The organism is Desulforhopalus vacuolatus (assembly GCF_016918505.1).
Lineage (GTDB): Bacteria > Desulfobacterota > Desulfobulbia > Desulfobulbales > Desulfocapsaceae > Desulforhopalus > Desulforhopalus vacuolatus.
In genome coordinates this window covers 1-18,012 of the sequence record NZ_JAFFPZ010000042.1, presented here as the reverse complement: position 1 = coordinate 18,012, position 18,012 = coordinate 1, and the positions used below count along the sequence as shown (strand labels likewise).

Sequence of the window (18,012 nt, the reverse complement as noted above, 5' to 3'; positions counted from 1 at the left end):
ATGCCTAAAAGGAAGTCAGTGCTCATTGATTATCAAAAGTTAGCGAAACTTACAGGGTTTGCATCCTATAGTACCTTCCGAGAGACTCACAAAGAATTGGTAAATGAATCCGTTACCAACAGGACCTGCGGCAGGCAACCGGGTTGGAGTGAAAGTGTAGCTGTAGGAAGCCGAAGTTTTGTAGAAACAATTCATTCGAAATTGGGATTTCGTGGTAAAGGTCGAAAGGTTTTAGAACATGACATCGGATTTCAACTTCGTGAAAAACACAGAACCTATAATGTCGAATATGATGGTAGAAATGAAGATATAGGCTCAATAAACACCTCTGAATGGGACGTTAATTTCGAGTAATCAGAGAGTTAGCGTGGCCCGACCCCGTTCGACCCCACCGTTCGACCCCCAACTAGCCCAACTAGAAGGACCGGCGAAGCATATATAAATCAATACTGGAATGCCCAGTTTATAGACAATAATCCAATTCCAAAAGAACTCGCATTTCCAGAATTATGGGCTTGGTACGATCAATTGAAACAGGTAGAAGAGCAACATGAGAACAATGAAAGATCTTATTACCAAAAGCGCAAGTAATATGCTAAAAGCATCAAAATTAGTGGTAACTGTGGTCTCCAATCCAAAGCTTCTGGAAATCCCATGTAGCAATGTGGAGCAGATGAAGCTGATCAACGCATTCTGCTGGCTGGATGAGTATGCAAATAAAAACAAAGAGGTTTGCTGATGTGGTATGTGATCATTGGTGGTATCATCCTATGGGTAATTTACCGCTATAATAAAAAAAGAAAATCTGAGCCTACACTGACAGTTTCTATGCATGTTGATAACAGCGGCTGGGAAGAGGCAAAAAAGCAAAAGGCGAGTTCATTAAAGTCTCTTAAGAAGTCATTCAAACCTGCACCGGACATTGAAACGGCATTAGCAGATACAGCCTCGACCTTAGCTTTATTCCATGAAAATCATGGCCAGCCCTTGAGTGAGATCGAAGCATCGGCCAAATCTCTCAATTTGCCGGATGACTTAACCAAACAGGAAGCGGCACTCAGAAAAGAAATCAACCGCTTTTACAAGAAAAGAGCTGATCTTAAATCAAAGGCGATAGCCATTCAGTTGTCATACCAGCACGCGCAATTGCAGTTGAAAAACCCAGAGCATGAATGGAAAAAATTTACAGGCTTGCAAAAACTTCAATCCAACTGGAAGGCTGAGGAATATTTCAATGGATTACTGGTATTGATGACGGCGTTTAAAAACACATTTCCTAACTCACCTAACGCTGACAAACTATCAGCTAATATTGAACGTATGTTTGAGCTGTGGAATTCAAAGAACATTGCCCGCGAGAATTTTGAATCCCAACTCAAAATATACGGTACAGCACAATCATCTTCCGATAAGCACTTTATCATTTTGAGTATCATCGAGTATTTGGACCGACGCTATAAATTCAGTCCTTCATATAAGGATGAGCTTATTAACTGGTGCTTGAAAGACATTGAGTTCTATGAAAACTTCTTGAAATCTTTTCATGAGCACGAGCTGTTCACCACTGAACAGCAGAGGGCTTTCTATGACAACCCCAGCTTAAAAGAGAAGAAGCTTGAAGCAATCAGCTTCGAACGAGTTAAGAAGCTCAAAAACTACACGGTACCAAGGCTAATCTCATATGATGTTTTGAGCGGCATTTACGAAGTGGATGGAAATACTGAGCAACTTCAATGGTTGCAAAGCATCGGTCATCGTATAGGTTATGTTGATAGTAAAGTCGTGCCCCTTGAGAAAGAAAGACCTACCTTTGATCACAAAACTATCACCCGTCAAATTGAAATTCCTAAATCAGGGCAAAAAGGCAAGCTAGGATTTCTCAATTCAAAGGGTGAACCATGTTCAACTGAAGCAGCTTTTAAAGACTATGCCGAGCAACAAGGCTGGCGTGTAATGAGGGCAGAAGTCTCTTTCTGGCAAGCTATGTTTTGCCTGAGCTTCTGGGATGAGATTTTTGAAGGAATGGGAGCTCCCTCACAGGGGCAGGATATTCCACATGACCTCTTCAGAGGCGAAGACTTCTATCTTAACAGACAGCATGCCATTGACAGTCGTTATAGGCAGATTAAGTCGACCAGTCTTCCTGACTTCATAAACCGGCAAATCAAGAAATCTGAAGGTGCATGGACAAGGCTTATTTATAACGGTGATCAAGACATGTTGGCATACGCAAAGTCCAATATTGTGCAAGAATTTGTCCTCAGAATTGACCCTGAAATATATGCCAAAATTGTTTATAGGATTGCCCAAAACCCGAATGAAAATCGTTCTGGTGTATCAGATTTTATCATCTGGAATGATGACGAGCTTAGAATGGTTGAGATTAAGAAGGTTCGTGAACAAGTCAGGGAGTCTCAGGTAAACTGGCTTTCATGGATGGCTGAAGAAAATATCCCAGTGGAGATAGTCCGAGTTAAGGCTGTGTAAACTTGTTTCCAATGAAGGAAAAGCAGGATTCATAAGGGGATAAAAATATTAATTATTCAAAGAAGGCACCTAACAATCATTTCAATCTGACGTTTTTCGCCGCTCCTGCGTCGCTCTGAAAAACGCAGGTTAAATGGGCGTTATATTTATAAAAAAATGACCTTAGAGATAAAAATAATTTGGGAGTTAAGATTTAAAGTCTTTCCATTTCCTACAAATGATGAGGTTATTGAGCAGATATCTTTTAGTAACGAATCTTCCGAAGCAAAGGCTATTGTAGAAGTTCCTGTCACAGAATATCGTAAATCATTTGACCATTATATAATTAGCCCCCCAACTCAAGAAACTACCGATAGAATTAAAAAATATTTTTTGTTGAAAGCAATTCATAATCTAATTTTTGAAAAGATTGAGGTTGAATGTGTTGATAGTAAAATTGTAAACGAATCGGAATTAAAAAAAAAGGTGTTAAATACCGGACTGAAGTAAAAAATTCTGTGATGTCATACTGGAATATGTATGAAGAAAACGATCGTTTTGGTGATGCTGTTGACCATTGGAAAAGTGGTTTTCAAAGCAAAACACAAGGTAGACAAAAAGACATAATTGAAATATCTAAATGGATAATACTGGCGCAAGATGAAAAATCAGAGATGAAAAGCTTCGTTATGTTGTATTTAGCTTTTAATAGTTTGTATAGTCTGTACTCTAATTATGTGAATGTTACTAAAAATAAACAACCAAAAACAGAAATTAAAAATTTATTCTATAATTTATTAACTGAGAAAAGAATAGAAGAAATCTTCAAATTAAATCGCCAGCAAATGGTCTGGTTAACAAGTTTAAATATAATATCTTCAGACAAGAAGAGTAATCTGAGTTTATCGTTAAAAGGTGTGCTTGAAAGCAAGTGTGACCCAAAACATATTCTTTATCAGATGGCCATGTGCGTACATCAAATACGAAATGATTTATTTCATTATGGTATTGGAATGAAGGATAAAGAAAGGAAAATAGAAATTTCAAAATTTTTCTTAATTACAACTATATCGAGATGTTTAAGAGATTTTATATCTTATAAATAAATATGCTAACCAGGCGTTTCACCATCGCTCCCTCTGCTCTCTGGACTCGCTGACGCTCGCCGGTGAACTAAACGTTAGTTTTATATCGATATTCTGTGAATATTTGTCAACTGAGTAATAAATGAAATCCGTGATTATAATTTTTGTATCTATTATTTTGTTAGCTATCTCATTTTGTATTGGAGCTACCCAATTCCAAGGTATTTTTAATGGTGTTAAATGGACCGATATTGGCTCACTTATAGTCACATTTCTGGGTTTTTTCTTTGCCTTTGTTACTTATTTTCAATGGCTAAAAAACAAAAGAAAAGAAGATTCATACTTAGTTGCTAAAAAATATGTAGCATCAATTGATGAAATAGAAGAACAATTACATGAGCTGATTTACCAATATGAACATATTTGCCCAGCACCTGGTGTTGGAGTTGAAAGCAACGATGTTTCTTTAAAGCGAATTGAGCATCTACATAATGTTTGGGATTACTTATATCAAGCTAGGCGAAACTTATTTAAATCTCACCGCGAGCTAGCATTTTGGAATGTTAGCCTCGTAAATGACTTTAAAGAACATTATATCGAAATTAATAAATCATTAGATAATATTAGTGTCGTTTCATCAGCACTTAACAATCAATTATTTCATTACATCAAAAGTGATATGAAAAATATGGGTGAAGTTATAAGTCACAAAAAACACTTTGATGAGCTATTCAATGAAATTAATAGCATTACTAAAAAACAAGTTGAATGTAGCTTTAAAGATATGTTTAAGTTTGGTGAATAAATAAAACTACCGAATAAGGTTAGATCGTGAGAGCGGAGCGAACCACGACCTGAACCGTTTGTCGAACTGTTTGTTGGACAAGCCCGGTTATATATAGAAAAGAGCTTTTTGAGTTTGAGGATTCTGGATTAAACAGAAGTGAAGTATAGGCTGTTCCGTTGCCAATCTCTCAAATTTTGGGAAAAAATGTTCTGATACATGAGGTTTTTTTCAAAAACTGGTGATATGTATAGTGCATAGCAGATGAGTTGAGCCCGCATATACTGCTAACTTGCCAATATATCGATATATATAAATTCAAAAAGAGTATCGATTCATCAGCCAGTGACTATAGTCGTTGTCTTTTCTTCGCGTTCTTCGCGGTAAAAAATGTCTTATACCATTTCCATTTTTTACTGACCCCAAAAACACGACAGGACAAACAGGATGATAAATTAATTTCATTGCAGAAACGTCTGTTGTGAGATGAGCCACCTGTTGTGCTGAAGACGCCCAAATTGGGCGTCTCTACAAGGACATCCTTCCCACAAAGACAACGCCATATTGTCTTTGTGGGGTGATCGCGGCAGAATTGTATCCGGATTTGTACAATCAATACCCATAAGATAAATCGCCGACATCGTAGAGACGCCCAATTTGGGCGTCTGTTTTACTGCCTTTAAATCCGCCGATACAAAATGAAAATGGTATGACAGGCCTGGTGTGCTGAAGATGTCCGTTGTGCTGGAGACGCCCAATTTGGGCGTCTCTACAAAGACCTTTTGCCTCCCTTCACCCCTTCCCGGTGACCTTCTTCTTCTCAGCCAGTAGAGTGCCGAACTTGCCATAGTTGACCTTAACGCCGTCGTCGAGATCAAGGGAAATCCGCTTGTCTGCACAATGGCGGAGTTCATCATCAAAGGTGCTCAGCTCGGCCAGCTTCTTTTTTATATCGTCGATTTCTTTTTGGAACTTCTTCCTGGCCGATGCGGAGTCAGCAGCATCCCATTCATTCTGCAGGTATTCCTGGCGGGCATGGAGGTTTCCGAAGAGGGGGGTCACGTACATACTTCGTACCCGTGACAGGGTGGCTTCATTATAGCGGTGCAGATAGACGAGGCACTGGAAGGCTTTCTGTTTGCCGCTTGAGAGGAGCCAGTAGATGGGGCGTTTCTTGTACGTCTGTAAATGGTCCTTGAAGAATTTGTCACACAGGTAACGGCGGATGGTGTCGCGACTTGACTCATTTTTCTTTGGAGAGAGGTTGTCGGCCAGGAAGGTGAGGTTGTCTTCGAGGTGGGACGCGTCCCAGGCCACTGAGATGAAATCAATGAGGCGGTTGGCTGTATCGTCCTCAAACCACTCGGTGTTGGTGAGTGGGAGGATGCCGTCGTCGTCTGCCGGGAAGGTGGTGTAGCGAGATGGATCAAAGTTTTCGTTGCCGCTGCTGGCATAGATAAGTCCGGGTTCGTCAAGACTGTAGCGGCCCATTATGCAGCCGATGGCGTAGGAGACCAGCTCGGCCATGGTGTCCTGGCGGAAACGGGTCCACAACTCCTCTTTGCTGAGTTTGCCACTGTAACGGTAAGCGGGGTTTACTGTGAGGGTGATCTGCTCAATGGGGACGTCGGGGGTGAGTTCGTCGGTTAGGCCGTAGGCGTCGATGAAGAGGCGGTTGTTCTGTTCTTCGAGACGCTTCATTTCGGCGATGGTTTCGCGGTTCTGGGTGATCCAGGTGGTGTAGCTGGATTCGAGGGTTGGCGTTGGTTCGGTGGAAGCTGTCAAGATGGGGAGGGATTGGAAGTCCCAGGATCGTTCGTAGGCGTCCCAGTCGAACTTAGTTAAGGCAATTGCATTCTCAGCAATGGCACGAGCCATTGTTTTGACTGTGTCTTTAACGATAGGGGTCGGCACTTTAGAGACAGATCCAACTAAAAAGTGCAAACTCGGATTCATTAACTGCATCAGATAGAAAACCGGTGCAGAGCACATTAGCCCAGTTGCGAAAGTCGCATCTTCAGAGAAAAAAGAGGGGCCTTCAACGTTAAACGTTGAACCGGCCGGTGCGTATCTCGCACTGAACAAGGAGGTGCTGGTGTGCGACCAACTAACAGCTGGTTTGAACCAGAAATCCGTATTCTGCGGCCGCGCCGAAGGGTTCGCTTTGATCTCACTACCGTCGTGCTTCCAATCCAGCACAAAATCTGCGTTGCCATACCACCGCCGAAATGCTCCACCCTTTCTATGTGGCAGCCAACGAACAGGGAATTCAGAATCAAATTCCTCTGGCCAAAGGGCAGCAGTTAGCATTGAAATTTCGTACCATTGTCGCAGATATAAATCGTTATTACCTGCTTGTAGGCCCGAACAAGCGTGACCGATTTTAGATAGTGGTTGAAGCTGGCTAAAAAGCTCAAAGACCCGGTCATTTACCCAATAAGTAACTGGAAAGCCGGGGATTCTCTTGAACTCGTCTTGGACGACCATATCGTATCGGTGCTCTCTTTTCGCAAGGGCGATTTCCTTCGCTTCTTCCCCCCCGTCAATCAAACGGAAAAACGACGGCATGTAACCCTGCGGTGAACTGTTTTTAATTACAAACGAAGTCGTCTGAACGACCTCACCAGAAATGCTCCCGAATGCTCGCGACCCAAGGTGGGCCATCGTTGTGATTGTTTTATTCAGCAGAATTCGTTCCCGCATCTTCTCGTACGATGACAGGAACATCCAACTTTGCATGGTGACCATGGCGTTGTAGCCGATATCATTTGCCAGTGTAAAACCGCGCTCAATGAAGCAGGCAAAGAGGTCACTCTTAGCGTCGGGGAAAGAATCCTTAGCAAATTTCTTCACCAGAGTGTTCATTCCCTTTCCCCCCATATAAGGCGGATTAGCCACCACCGCATCATACTGCGCCGCCAGCAATTCCGCCTGCTGCACAAGAGCCCCCAAACACTTCAGTGCATCGGACACAAAGAGACCTTTAGCCGCTTCGCTCAGTCTCTTCAGTGCTGGCAGTTTCGCTGCCAACCCTTCAGGCACCTGAATCAACGAGCCAAAGGTAGTGGCGTGTTCAAAGAGTTCCTTCAGCTCAATGAGGTCACTCGGCTGCAAACCGTAGTCACCCAGCTTCACCCCCTTCGCCACCCCCTCCACATCAAAGCCCGTGCTGTCCACCAGTGCCATCACATTGAGCTTCACCCCCCGCTCAAATAACCGCCGATCATCAGTCCGCCCCTTCATCATCAAGGCAAAGCCTGTCAACTGCGCGGCCCGCCCATCGATATCGAGACCAAAGAGGTTCTTCTCCAGGATCAGCTGCGGGACGTCTCTTTGTCGATAACCGCGCTCCAGGTAGATGGCCTTAAACAGTTTGTATGCTTCCACCAAAATATGCCCGGAACCACAGGCAGGGTCGATAAGGGTCAACTCCTCAGGATTGAGGGTACCGGGTGTGATGGCTGCAAGCTGCGCCTTCACCTCATCGGTCTGTTCGGCAGGCTCGATGTAATACTCCATCTCTCCTTGAAGTGGTGAGTGTGGGTAGGTCGCCAGCCACTGCGCTCCCAGCGAGTTCTGTACCATGTACTTCACGATCCAGTTGGGTGTAAACAACTGGGTTGCCGCCGGAATATCCTCCGACTTCACCACCTTGCCGATAACCTCATCCTTCTTCTCGGAGATATAGAACTGGTAGATCCAGCCGATGATTTCAATCTGCTGCCAGTCCTCTTCCGGGATTTTATTCACCAGGCTGCGAACTGGTGAATTGGAATGCAGCAGGTTGTCCGGCATCAGAAGCTCATCAGAGCCGCCAATCCTTTCAAAGAGAAAGGGCATGGCCCGGTTCAGCGCGTTGCATTGGGCGACAACAAGAATCTGGTAGAGTGTATTGTCTTCATCCCCGGCCAGGCGAAGACGAACAACCTCTTCTCTATTGAGATCGGGCAGCTCTACGTCCGTGGCATGCTCCAGTATCTCCGGGATGTCCGAACCTGACCGATTACTCAAGACCCGATAGCCATGATCAAGGCAGTCATGCAGTTCCATATAGCGGATGGCAATAAAACGGTTGAACCAGGTATAGGCCATTTTCCGCATGGTCAGTTCAAAACCGTCCTGACTGATACTGTTTTCCAGATCCTGTCGTATTGTTCCAACGTCCTTCGGGTACGGGCGTCCGGCAATCAGAGCGACATTGCCCTTGATTTCAATCGGCTCGATTTGATTTTCAGATAAGCCCAGCAGGTGAGCCTTTTCGGTTACCGCCTGGATGAAATCCCGCCGTGCCCCGGGGGCATAGGCTTTAATATTGGCTGTGTTCATTCTCTTCTCTCGACAGGGTTATTGAATCCTGACCCGCTTGTTGTCTTGAATTGCTTTGGTGATGGCTTCTTTCCAAACAGGATGATACAAATTCATTTCATTGCAGAAACGTCTGTTGTGAGATGAGCCACCTGTTGTGCTGAAGACGCCCAAATTGGGCGTCTCTACAAGGACATCCTTTCCATAAAGACAACGCCATATTACCACCACGGGGTTATCGTGGCAGAATTGTATCCGGATTTGTACAATCAATACCCGTAAGATAAATCGCCGACATCGTAGAGATGCCCAAATTGTTTATCTCTACGGAAATCTTTTGCTTTTTCCTGTCTCCTGTCTCCTGTCTCCCGTCTCCCTTTTCCCGTCTCCCATCCCCCTGCCTTTGAATTCGCCAATAGAAAGTGAAAATGGCATTTGGTATGGTCACAACTTAATAGGAATGGTATTACAGCACGTGCAGAATGCTGAGAGCACACACCATGAGAACCAGCGGGACATAGATATAACGGCCAATGGTAATGAAGCCTGCCCCCTGGATACGGGCGGCTCCGGTGTTGATTTCATCCAGCAGATGCTCCTTTTTCTGCAGGAAAAACCATGAAATGGCACCGAGTACCGCACCTGCTGGAATAATATAGATACTGACCACGTCCATCCACGGGCCGAGACTGTCGCCGTTTTCGATGAAGACCCCAACGCCGAGACAGATCAGACCCATGCCGATGAGGATGGGCAGGCGGGGAATTTGAAAGCGGTTGATGAGCGATTCCGCCACAGCTTCATACATGTTCTGCAGGGAGCTGATGGCGGCAAAGAGTACAGAGATGAAGAAGAAGGCGGCGAGCAGTCGGCCGAAGGGTATTTGTGCCAGCACCCCCGGCAGGGTGACAAACATCAGTCCGGGGCCGCCACCAGTATACTGGACGCCGAAGGCCGCACCCGCAGGGATGATGACCAGCGCCGCGATCATGGCTGCGACAGTGTCGAAGATGGCGGTGGAGTGCGCCGCCTTGACGATATCCACATCTTTTTGCAGATAACGTCCGTAGGCGATCATTCCCGAACCGGTGATGGAGAGGGAAAAGAGTGCCTGCCCCATGGCGAAGATCCACGTATTTGCCTTGAACAGGTATTCCCACCGGGGAATGAAGAGATGCCTGTAGCCTTCAATGGCTCCGGGCAGAAAGGCCACCCGTACGGCCAAAAGGAGGAAGAGGATGAAAAAGACCGGCATCATGATTTTGTTGCTGCGTTCAATACTTTTTGCCCCGAGAAAAAGAGTGAGCAGAGTGATAACGACTACTGCCGTGTGCCAGCCGACGCTGCCGAAGTGCTGTCCGGCTGCGTCATTGAAGAATTTTCCGGCATCCATGATCCCGTTCGCACCTCCGGTAAAAAGGTCGCCGGTGATGACACCGCCGAAGGTGCGCAGCACCCAGCCGGTGATCACCGCGTAACCGATGGCAATGGTCAGTGAACCGGCGAGGGGAAGCCAGGCGAGCAGATAACCGAGGCGGCTGCGGCCAATATCTTTCCAGGCATTTTCGTAGGAACCGAGGGTCCCGGTGCCGGTACGGCGTCCGATGGCGAATTCGGCGGAGAGGCCGACGTGGCTGAAGAGGGCAATAAAGAAAAGATAGATGAGGATAAAGACGGCTCCGCCGTTTTTCCCGACCTGGATGGGAAAGGCCCAGATGTTGGCCATGCCGACGGCGGAGCCGACACAGGCGAGGATGAAGCCGAAGCGTGATTGAAAGGTTTCTCGAGCGGCCATGGTGTTCTCCTTTCCATGAAAAAATGAGGGGTGTGAAAAATGAGTCCATCAATATAGCAGTTTTTTTCAGTGGGGAAGAGAAAAAGAACGGGTGGTTTTCTGAGAGTTATATTCTTTCCGGAAGTGGGTGTTGCAGCTGTTTCTCTACAGACTTGCCTGAAAAGGTCTCAATGACTATAAATGGCAGTACACAATTCCTGAAAACTCGACGAGGACGGCACCATGAAACCAACAAAACACGATCTGCAGAGTAAAAAAACCCTTGAACTTCTTCATACTGCGGCAGCCGAGGCAGACGGGCAGCTCTCCGTCGTGGTTCGGCACTCCGCCCGCTGCTATCCGGAAAGACCTGAGATGGAGGCGTTCATGACTCTCACCGAAGAAGGTAAAGAGTTCGCCTGTGACCTCGGTCGGGCTCTGCCGCAAAATATGAAACCGCGTATCGCTGCGAGCTATATCACCCGCTGCATGGAGACTGCTGATCTTATCTCCAAGGGATTTGCCATGAGCAATGCGGTCTTTCCCCGGCACACGGGGGTGGAGAAGGCGGTAACCCCTTTTTATATGCGGGATATCCCGACGGCGGTTCGTCGTCAGCGGGAGCTGGGGCACGATGTTTATCTGCGCCTCTGGCTTGACGGTGAAGCAAGTGAAGACGAGATCCTCTCCTCTACTGTGACGGCCGACACCATCTGCAGCTGGATGGCTGCCCAACTGGATCTCCTTGTTCCGGGAGAGATCAGTATCGGTGTCACTCATGACTGGAACCTGTTCCCGGTGAAGGAACACAAGTTGCATCAGCCCCATGAAGAGGTCGGACAGGTCGGCTATCTGGAGGGACTTGTTGTCTATCGTCGCCAGGGGGAGCTGGTATTGCGGGGGGGGCTTGGTGATGCGGTGGTCCTCTGAGAAAAAGTACATCAATCTCATTGCATGAGGCTTTTTGTGGCGATTTTTCCGGGATAAAAAAGGTTGTTTTAAGATGATGGAATTACAAAAAAGGGAAAAATCCGGTTTGCATCTTGAACCGATTGGCGTAATTCATTCCTGTTTCAAAGAGAAATTTGGTATTCCCCGTCAGCCGGGGCTGGTGAAGCACTCTACCGCCACAATTGAACTCTTCCCCCCCTTTAATCGAGAAGAGATGGTTCGCGGACTGGAGGGTTTTTCTCATATTCAGGTGCTCTTTCTTTTCCATCGGGCGGTGGCGGAAGGGTGGAGACCGACCGTGCGTGCCCCTCGTCTCGGCGGAAAGAAACGGGTGGGAGTTTTTGCCTGCCGTTCTCCCCACAGGCCCAACCATATCGGTCTCTCGGCAGTGCGGCTGGGTGGTATCAAAATAACCGGCGGGGTCTGTCTGAACGTCAGCGGGGTAGATTTTCTTGATGAGACACCGGTTCTCGATATCAAACCCTATGTGCCATATAGTGATTCGATTCAGGATGCCTCAGAGGGGTTTACCGGCACAGCAGATGTTGGGGGCGGAGAGGCCCGGATGATTTTTTTCAGCGGGCAGGCAGCTGCCTTCTGCAGCGACTATGAGGAGGGGAATGGTCGGCCCCTGCACCTGCTGATAACTGAGATGCTGAAGCACGATCCCAGTCCAAGATCACAGCGGGAACGAAAAACGGAATTCGGCATGCTGCTGTGGGATGTCAATATCCGCTGGCGAATGGAGGAGGGGCGTGTGGTGGTGGAGAGGATAGAGCCGGTGGTGTGAGGTATTATACCAATTCCATTTTGTATTGGCGAATTCAAAGGCAGGGACGGGAAAAGGGAGACAGGAGACGGGAGACAGGAGACAGGAAAAAGCAAAAGGTTTTTGTAGAGACGCCCAATTTGGGCGTCTTCAGCACAACAGGTGGCTCATCTCACAACAGACGTTTCTGCAATGAAATTAATGTATAACCCTGTTTGTCCTGTCGTTTTTTTGGGTCAGTAAAAAATGTAAAAGGTATTATTTCCCGACGTTGGCGTTGTAATCAAGCAGAACACAGTGAACTGGTTTCCCCATGATCCAGACAGCTGTTTCGATATTGTAGTGCAAATTACCGCCGGTTATGGTGACTTTCGGAGAGGTGACTTGACTGTCACCGGGGCATTCCACGGTCTGGATCTTGTTATTATAATAAAGAAGCTGAGTAAAGAGAGTCTGATCACCGTCGAGTTTGTGAACAACCACATCACCGATGAGTGTCAACATCTCGGTATTGCTGTTGTAGCGTCCTTTTTTTGCAACGATATGGGTTATGCTGTCTTTTTTGTCGAAAATATTGGCGTTTACCGTCTCCATCAGCAGCGTGTCCGGATCTTCACCGTTACGTGCGCTGTCTGCCAGAATGACGGAAGTGGTGCGCCCATTCTTATACTGGGTGATGCGGATATCGTTGAGATTGAAATTTCGCTGGGGAGTTTTCTTCTTGAAATCCTGATCGAAACCACCGCGCGGGGCGAGAAAATTGCCGACGGGAATGGACCAGAAGGGGTAGGTTATTACGAGGAGAACCGGTACCATCCACACGGCATTGCTTCGAAAATGAAGCTTGTTGAAAAAACGATTGATGACGGCCATAAATTAATGGAGGTAGCGGGCGAGCAGCAACTCCCTGACGCCCCGGGCTTCGACAAGAAGGTCACAGAGGTTACGCACTGCACCCTGGCCTCCGCTGTGCGGAGTGATGAAATGGACAACGTCCTTTACTTCATCAACGGCATTGGCAGGGGCAACAGCAAGACCAACCCGGCACAGCAGGTTGAGATCAAGCCAGTCATCCCCCATGTAGGCAACCTGCTTTTCGCTGAATCCGCTCTCCTGCAGGATCTCTGCAAAAGCGGCCATCTTATCCCGTGCGCCCTGACGTGCGTACTTTATGTTCAACTCAGAAATACGGCGGGCAACCACCACAGATTCGCGGGCGGTGATTACTCCAGTCTCAATACCGATTTCTCGCAACAGTGTCAGACCGAAACCGTCCTGGGTGTTGAAGACCTTGGACTCAACACCGTCCCCGCTGTAGAGCAGACTGCCGTCAGTGAGTACACCGTCTACATCAAGCAGCAGAAGACGAATTTCTTTTGCCCGGCTGAGAAGGTCGGGAGAAAAGATCATTGTACCGCCTTATGGATGGCGAGAAGTTTCACCAGCAGCTTTTCCACTTCATCAAGGGGAATGGAGTTGGGGCCGTCACAGAGGGCATGCTTCGGATCGGGATGAATCTCCATGAACACCGCGTCAACTCCGGCAGCTACAGCAGCCTTTGCCAGCGGCTCAATAAATTCCCGCTGTCCACTGGAACACCCTCCGGCACCGCCGGGAAGCTGTACACTGTGGGTGGCGTCAAACACAACCGGACACCCCAGCCCGCGCATGACCGGCAGGGAACGCATATCCACCACAAGGTTGTTGTAGCCAAAACTGGCACCGCGCTCCACCAGCATGATGTCCTTTGCCCCCGAGTTACGCAACTTGCCAACCACATTTACCATGTCCCAGGGAGAGACGAACTGCCCCTTTTTGACATTTATCGTTTTCCCGGTCTTCGCCGCAGCGACAAGCAGATCGGTCTGGCGGCAAAGAAAAGCGGGGATCTGGATGATGTCCAAAACCTCTCCGGCGGGTGCAGCCTGGGTGTAATCATGAATATCTGAAATGATCGGAACCTGCAGCTCATCGCGAATCTCACCGAGAGTTTTCAGCCCCTCTTTTAAACCAGGCCCTCGGTAGGAGGTGATAGAGGTGCGGTTGGCCTTGTCATAGGACGCCTTGAAGACGTAGGAGATACCCAGCCGACGGGTAATCTCCACCATCCTGCGACCAACGGTGAGAGCAATTTCCTTTGACTCAAGGGCGCAGGGACCACCAATGAGCAACAGTGGCTGGCCGTCACCTACACCAATTTTCCCGGCAGGGCCGTTGACCTCAGTATAGACCCCCATTATTCATCCTTTTTGTTTTTCAGCGCTGATGCGATGAATTCACGGAACAAGGGATGCGGTCTCATTGGTTTGGACTGAAATTCGGGGTGGAACTGACATCCGACAAACCATGGATGGTCCTCGATTTCGACAATCTCTACCAGCGAATTGTCCGGCGAGGTGCCGGAAACAATCATGCCCTTTTCTTTCAGGCGGTCAAGGTAATCATTGTTGAATTCAAAACGATGGCGATGGCGTTCGTTGATCTCCTCGCAACGATAGGCGTTCCAGGCGTTTGTACCCTCTTTGAGGACGCAGGGATAGGAGCCAAGACGCAGGGTTCCACCGAGGTTGGACTCCTTGTCGCGTCTTTGTATCTCTTTGTTGCGATAGTCATACCACTCTGTAATCAAGTAGATAACCGGATCCGGCGTATCCTCTTCCATCTCCACGGAGTTGGCGCGGGGCAGGTCGAGTACGTGGCGGCTAAACTCAACCACGGCAAGCTGCATGCCGAGGCAGATACCAAAGAAGGGGATTTTTTTCTCACGGGCGTAGGCAATTGCCTTGATCTTGCCCTCCACTCCGCGCTGGCCGAATCCACCGGGAACGAGGATGCCGTCGCAGCCTTCAAGCAGAGAAGGAGGATTCTTTGATTCCAGATCCTCTGCGCTGATGTATTTGAGATTAACCTTTGTCCTGCTGGCAAGGCCGCCGTGAATCAAAGCCTCATGGAGACTTTTATAACTCTCGGTGAGGTCAACGTATTTACCGGTGATACCAATGGTGACCTCATGCTGCGGATGCTGAATGTTGTCAACGAGCTGTTCCCAGGGCTTCACATTGGCGTGAGCGGCCCAGATGCCGAGCAGGTCAAGAACTTTGTCGTCCAGTCCCTCTCGATGGAGCAGGAGGGGCAGTTCGTAGATACTTTTGGCGTCTACGGCGGTCATGACCTGACTTCTCGGCAGGTTGCAGAAGAGGCCGATCTTCTCTTTGATACTGTCATCAAGGGGAACTTCGGAACGGCAGAGCAGAATATCCGGTTGAATGCCGGCGGCCCTTAATTCACGTACAGAGTGCTGAGTAGGTTTGGTCTTTACCTCTCCGGCGGTTTTGAGATAGGGAACAAGGGTAAGATGGATGAAAAGTGTGTAGTCGTGGCCGAGGTCGTTACGTAACTGGCGGATAGCTTCAATAAAGGGTAAACCTTCGATGTCGCCGATGGTTCCGCCGATCTCGACGATGGCGATGTCCACTGTACCATCAAGCTGCAACACTGCTTTTTTGATTTCATCAGTGATGTGTGGAATCACCTGTACCGTGCCGCCGTGGTATTCTCCGCGCCGCTCTTTGGTGATAACGGAATAGTAGATCCGCCCTGAAGTATAGTTGTTTTTCTGTCCCATTACGGCGTTGGTAAAACGCTCGTAATGGCCCATGTCAAGATCCGTTTCAGCACCGTCTTCCGTAACGTAAACCTCGCCATGCTGGAAGGGGTTCATTGTTCCTGGATCAACGTTGATATAGGGATCAAGTTTCTGAAAGGTAATGGTGAAGCCTCTGCTTTCAAGCAGGCAGCCGAGTGACGCCGAGGCGAGCCCTTTTCCCAGGGAAGAGAGAACACCGCCGGTGACAAAAATAAACTTGGTCCGTTGTTTGGTAGTAGGTTTTTTCATGGAAGTCCAATATATCATGGAGGTGTACTTTTGCCACCTGTAATTTTATCCGGTATCTTGAAAAAGAAGAATGGCGGGTGAGGCTTGTCGATGAAGATAAGAATGAATATTCTCTATGAAATTTCCTGCGAAAAAAAATACTGTGGAGGAATGATGACTGCTTTTATCTCTGCCGCCCTGCTGACATTTCTGTGTGCCCCTGTTCTCTGCTGTGCAGTCTCAGGATCCCGTACTCCCGCTACGCGAACCGCCCTTTTTGGTGGTGGTTGTTTCTGGTGTATGGAACCGCCCTTTGAGGCCCTGGACGGGGTCGTGAATGTTACAGCCGGCTACAGTGGGGGGGACGAGTTTCATCCGACCTATGAGCAGGTCTCCCACGGATTGACCGGCCACATTGAGGCGGTTCAGGTGGTTTATGATCCGTCAAAAATAAGCTACAGGATGTTGCTGGATACTTACTGGCGGAGCATTGACCCCACTGATCCCGACGGCCAGTTTGCCGACCGCGGGGCGCAGTATCGCACAGCCATTTTTTACGACAGTGAGGAAGAAAAGCGGGAGGCGGAGGATTCAAAGCGGGCTCTTGATGCCTCCCACACCTTTGACTCTCCGGTGGTAACCCGTATTCTTCCGGCAAAAGAGTTTTATCCCGCAGAGGAGTATCATCAGGGCTATCATAATAAGAACGTGCAGCACTATAACTCTTACAAGACTGGTTCCGGACGCGCAGGTTTTCTGCAGAAGGTGTGGAGCGGGGAGAAAAAAGAAACATACCTTCGCCCAGGCGAAGCCGAACTGCGCCGCAGGCTGACCCCGACACAGTATCAAGTGACCATGGAAGAGGGTACGGAACCAGCCTTTAAAAATGAATACTGGGACAATACGGAGAGGGGAATCTATGTTGATATCACTTCCGGCGAGCCGCTTTTCACTTCTGCCGATAAATTCGATGCCGGTTGTGGCTGGCCGAGTTTTACCCGGCCGCTGAAGTCGGATTCTGTTTCCGAACACATCGACTCCCGTTTCGGCATGGTGCGTACAGAGGTGCGCAGTGCCGCAGCTGATATCCATCTCGGCCACGTCTTTCCCGATGGTCCCGCTCCGACCGGTATGCGATACTGTATCAATTCTGCGGCCCTGGAGTTTATCCCTGCAGAGGAGATGGTGGCGCGGGGATATGGGGCGTTGTTGCCGCAGCTTGCTGAGAAAAAGAAGTAGATTGCTGAATCCCTGCAATAAAAAAAGACCGTCCGGAATCTCCGGACGGTCTTTTTTTTTACTGTAACGAAGAAGATGAGCGAAAGACTGGTTATACCATTCCTATTAAGTTGTGACCGTACTAAATGCCATTTTCACTTTCTATTGGCGAATGTAAAGACAGGGGGACGGGAAACAGGAGAAAGGAGACGGGAGACAGGGAAAAGCAAAAGACGGAACAGCGAAAAACTTTTTGCCAACGAATAAAAGCTCTAATCATGCGAATAAAGGCAAAAAACTTTAAGAAGTTACGCTTTTATAAAAAATGCCCTTTTTCGTATGATTAGACCATTTCTATTAAGTTATGCTCTTTTTACATCCTGTTTATTCATTCGTAATCACAAAAAAAGATGTCCACGCAGTCGCACTCTCTGGTCAATACAAAATGTAAATGGTATAATTGATATCTCGACGTCTCGTTCCTCACTTTGTCGGAGGATAAATTTTTTACTGTAACGAAGAAGATGGGCGAAAGACTGATTATTCAAGGTAGCCTTTTGGTTTTTTCAGTAATAATTCGTGTTTATTCGTGCCCATTCGTGGTTCCGTCTTTTCCTGTCTCCTTTCTCCCTGTCTTTCAATTCTCACCCTTTATGATCGACATCCCCGGGATAAGGGTCTGGGTTGAGCTGACTCCGGGCCACTGACGGATAGTCTCCTGGGTAAACTGAGAGATCAGTTCGGCATCAGAGCTGAGCAGGTCGCGATGAAGGGTGATGCGGATCA

At 47.7% G+C, this 18,012-nt stretch carries 14 protein-coding genes and 1 pseudogene; 9 read left to right on the top strand and 6 right to left on the bottom strand.

The genetic code is table 11. The features are described from left to right. The 6 genes and pseudogenes from JWG39_RS14970 to JWG39_RS14945 all read left to right on the top strand — a co-directional run. Window positions 1-354: pseudogene (locus JWG39_RS14970) on the top strand (hypothetical protein); the annotation flags it as partial. A 205-nt stretch (window positions 355-559) separates the two neighbouring features. Next, entirely contained in the window at window positions 560-739 is a 180-nt protein-coding gene (locus JWG39_RS14965; RefSeq protein ID WP_205220247.1) for a hypothetical protein, read from the top strand. After that, on the top strand, window positions 739-2,487 hold the full coding sequence (locus JWG39_RS14960; protein WP_205220246.1) for a VRR-NUC domain-containing protein: 1,749 nt from the start codon (window positions 739-741) through the stop codon (window positions 2,485-2,487). Before JWG39_RS14965 ends, JWG39_RS14960 begins: the two co-directional genes overlap by 1 nt. 156 nt (window positions 2,488-2,643) lie before the next feature. Beyond that, window positions 2,644-2,976: a hypothetical protein gene (locus JWG39_RS14955; protein ID WP_205220245.1), complete on the top strand. Its 333-nt coding sequence runs from the start codon at window positions 2,644-2,646 to the stop codon at window positions 2,974-2,976. 26 nt (window positions 2,977-3,002) lie between these two features. Next, window positions 3,003-3,572 (top strand): hypothetical protein, encoded by a 570-nt coding sequence (locus tag JWG39_RS14950; protein WP_205220244.1) that lies wholly within the window; start codon window positions 3,003-3,005, stop codon window positions 3,570-3,572. 121 nt (window positions 3,573-3,693) lie between these two features. Next, window positions 3,694-4,356 (top strand): hypothetical protein, encoded by a 663-nt coding sequence (locus JWG39_RS14945; protein WP_205220243.1) that lies wholly within the window; start codon window positions 3,694-3,696, stop codon window positions 4,354-4,356. A gap of 771 nt (window positions 4,357-5,127) precedes the next feature. Here JWG39_RS14945 and pglX read toward each other — a convergent pair. Then, a complete protein-coding gene (pglX, locus tag JWG39_RS14940; RefSeq protein ID WP_205220242.1) occupies window positions 5,128-8,661 on the bottom strand; it encodes a BREX-1 system adenine-specific DNA-methyltransferase PglX in 3,534 nt (1,177 codons plus the stop codon). Between the two features lie 445 nt (window positions 8,662-9,106). Then, complete coding sequence (locus tag JWG39_RS14935; RefSeq protein ID WP_205220241.1) at window positions 9,107-10,435, bottom strand: sodium-dependent transporter; 1,329 nt, start codon at window positions 10,433-10,435, stop codon at window positions 9,107-9,109. Between the two features lie 222 nt (window positions 10,436-10,657). On the opposite strand from JWG39_RS14935, the gene JWG39_RS14930 reads away from it, so the two are divergent. Both JWG39_RS14930 and tsaA read left to right on the top strand, forming a co-directional pair. Then, on the top strand, window positions 10,658-11,344 hold the full coding sequence (locus tag JWG39_RS14930; protein WP_205220240.1) for a histidine phosphatase family protein: 687 nt from the start codon (window positions 10,658-10,660) through the stop codon (window positions 11,342-11,344). A gap of 73 nt (window positions 11,345-11,417) precedes the next feature. After that, entirely contained in the window at window positions 11,418-12,155 is a 738-nt protein-coding gene (tsaA, locus tag JWG39_RS14925; protein ID WP_240192164.1) for a tRNA (N6-threonylcarbamoyladenosine(37)-N6)-methyltransferase TrmO, read from the top strand. 237 nt (window positions 12,156-12,392) lie between these two features. Here the strand turns inward: tsaA and lptC are convergent, their stop codons facing one another. Genes lptC through pyrG form a run of 4 tightly spaced genes read right to left on the bottom strand, consistent with a single transcriptional unit; the run spans window position 12,393 to window position 16,029 of the window. After that, entirely contained in the window at window positions 12,393-12,950 is a 558-nt protein-coding gene (gene lptC, locus JWG39_RS14920; RefSeq protein WP_205220239.1) for an LPS export ABC transporter periplasmic protein LptC, read from the bottom strand. A gap of 60 nt (window positions 12,951-13,010) precedes the next feature. Further along, entirely contained in the window at window positions 13,011-13,544 is a 534-nt protein-coding gene (locus JWG39_RS14915) for a KdsC family phosphatase (protein ID WP_205220238.1), read from the bottom strand. Continuing rightward, complete coding sequence (gene kdsA, locus JWG39_RS14910; protein WP_205220237.1) at window positions 13,541-14,371, bottom strand: 3-deoxy-8-phosphooctulonate synthase; 831 nt, start codon at window positions 14,369-14,371, stop codon at window positions 13,541-13,543. The genes JWG39_RS14915 and kdsA overlap by 4 nt, the downstream gene beginning before the upstream one ends. Continuing rightward, window positions 14,371-16,029 (bottom strand): CTP synthase, encoded by a 1,659-nt coding sequence (gene pyrG, locus JWG39_RS14905; protein ID WP_205220236.1) that lies wholly within the window; start codon window positions 16,027-16,029, stop codon window positions 14,371-14,373. Before pyrG ends, kdsA begins: the two co-directional genes overlap by 1 nt. A 102-nt stretch (window positions 16,030-16,131) precedes the next feature. Between pyrG and msrB the strand changes: the two genes are divergently transcribed. After that, window positions 16,132-17,247 carry a peptide-methionine (R)-S-oxide reductase MsrB gene (gene msrB, locus JWG39_RS14900; RefSeq protein WP_240192163.1) on the top strand — a complete coding sequence of 372 codons (1,116 nt, stop codon included), beginning with the start codon at window positions 16,132-16,134 and terminating at the stop codon, window positions 17,245-17,247. Window positions 17,248-18,012 lie beyond the last annotated feature (765 nt).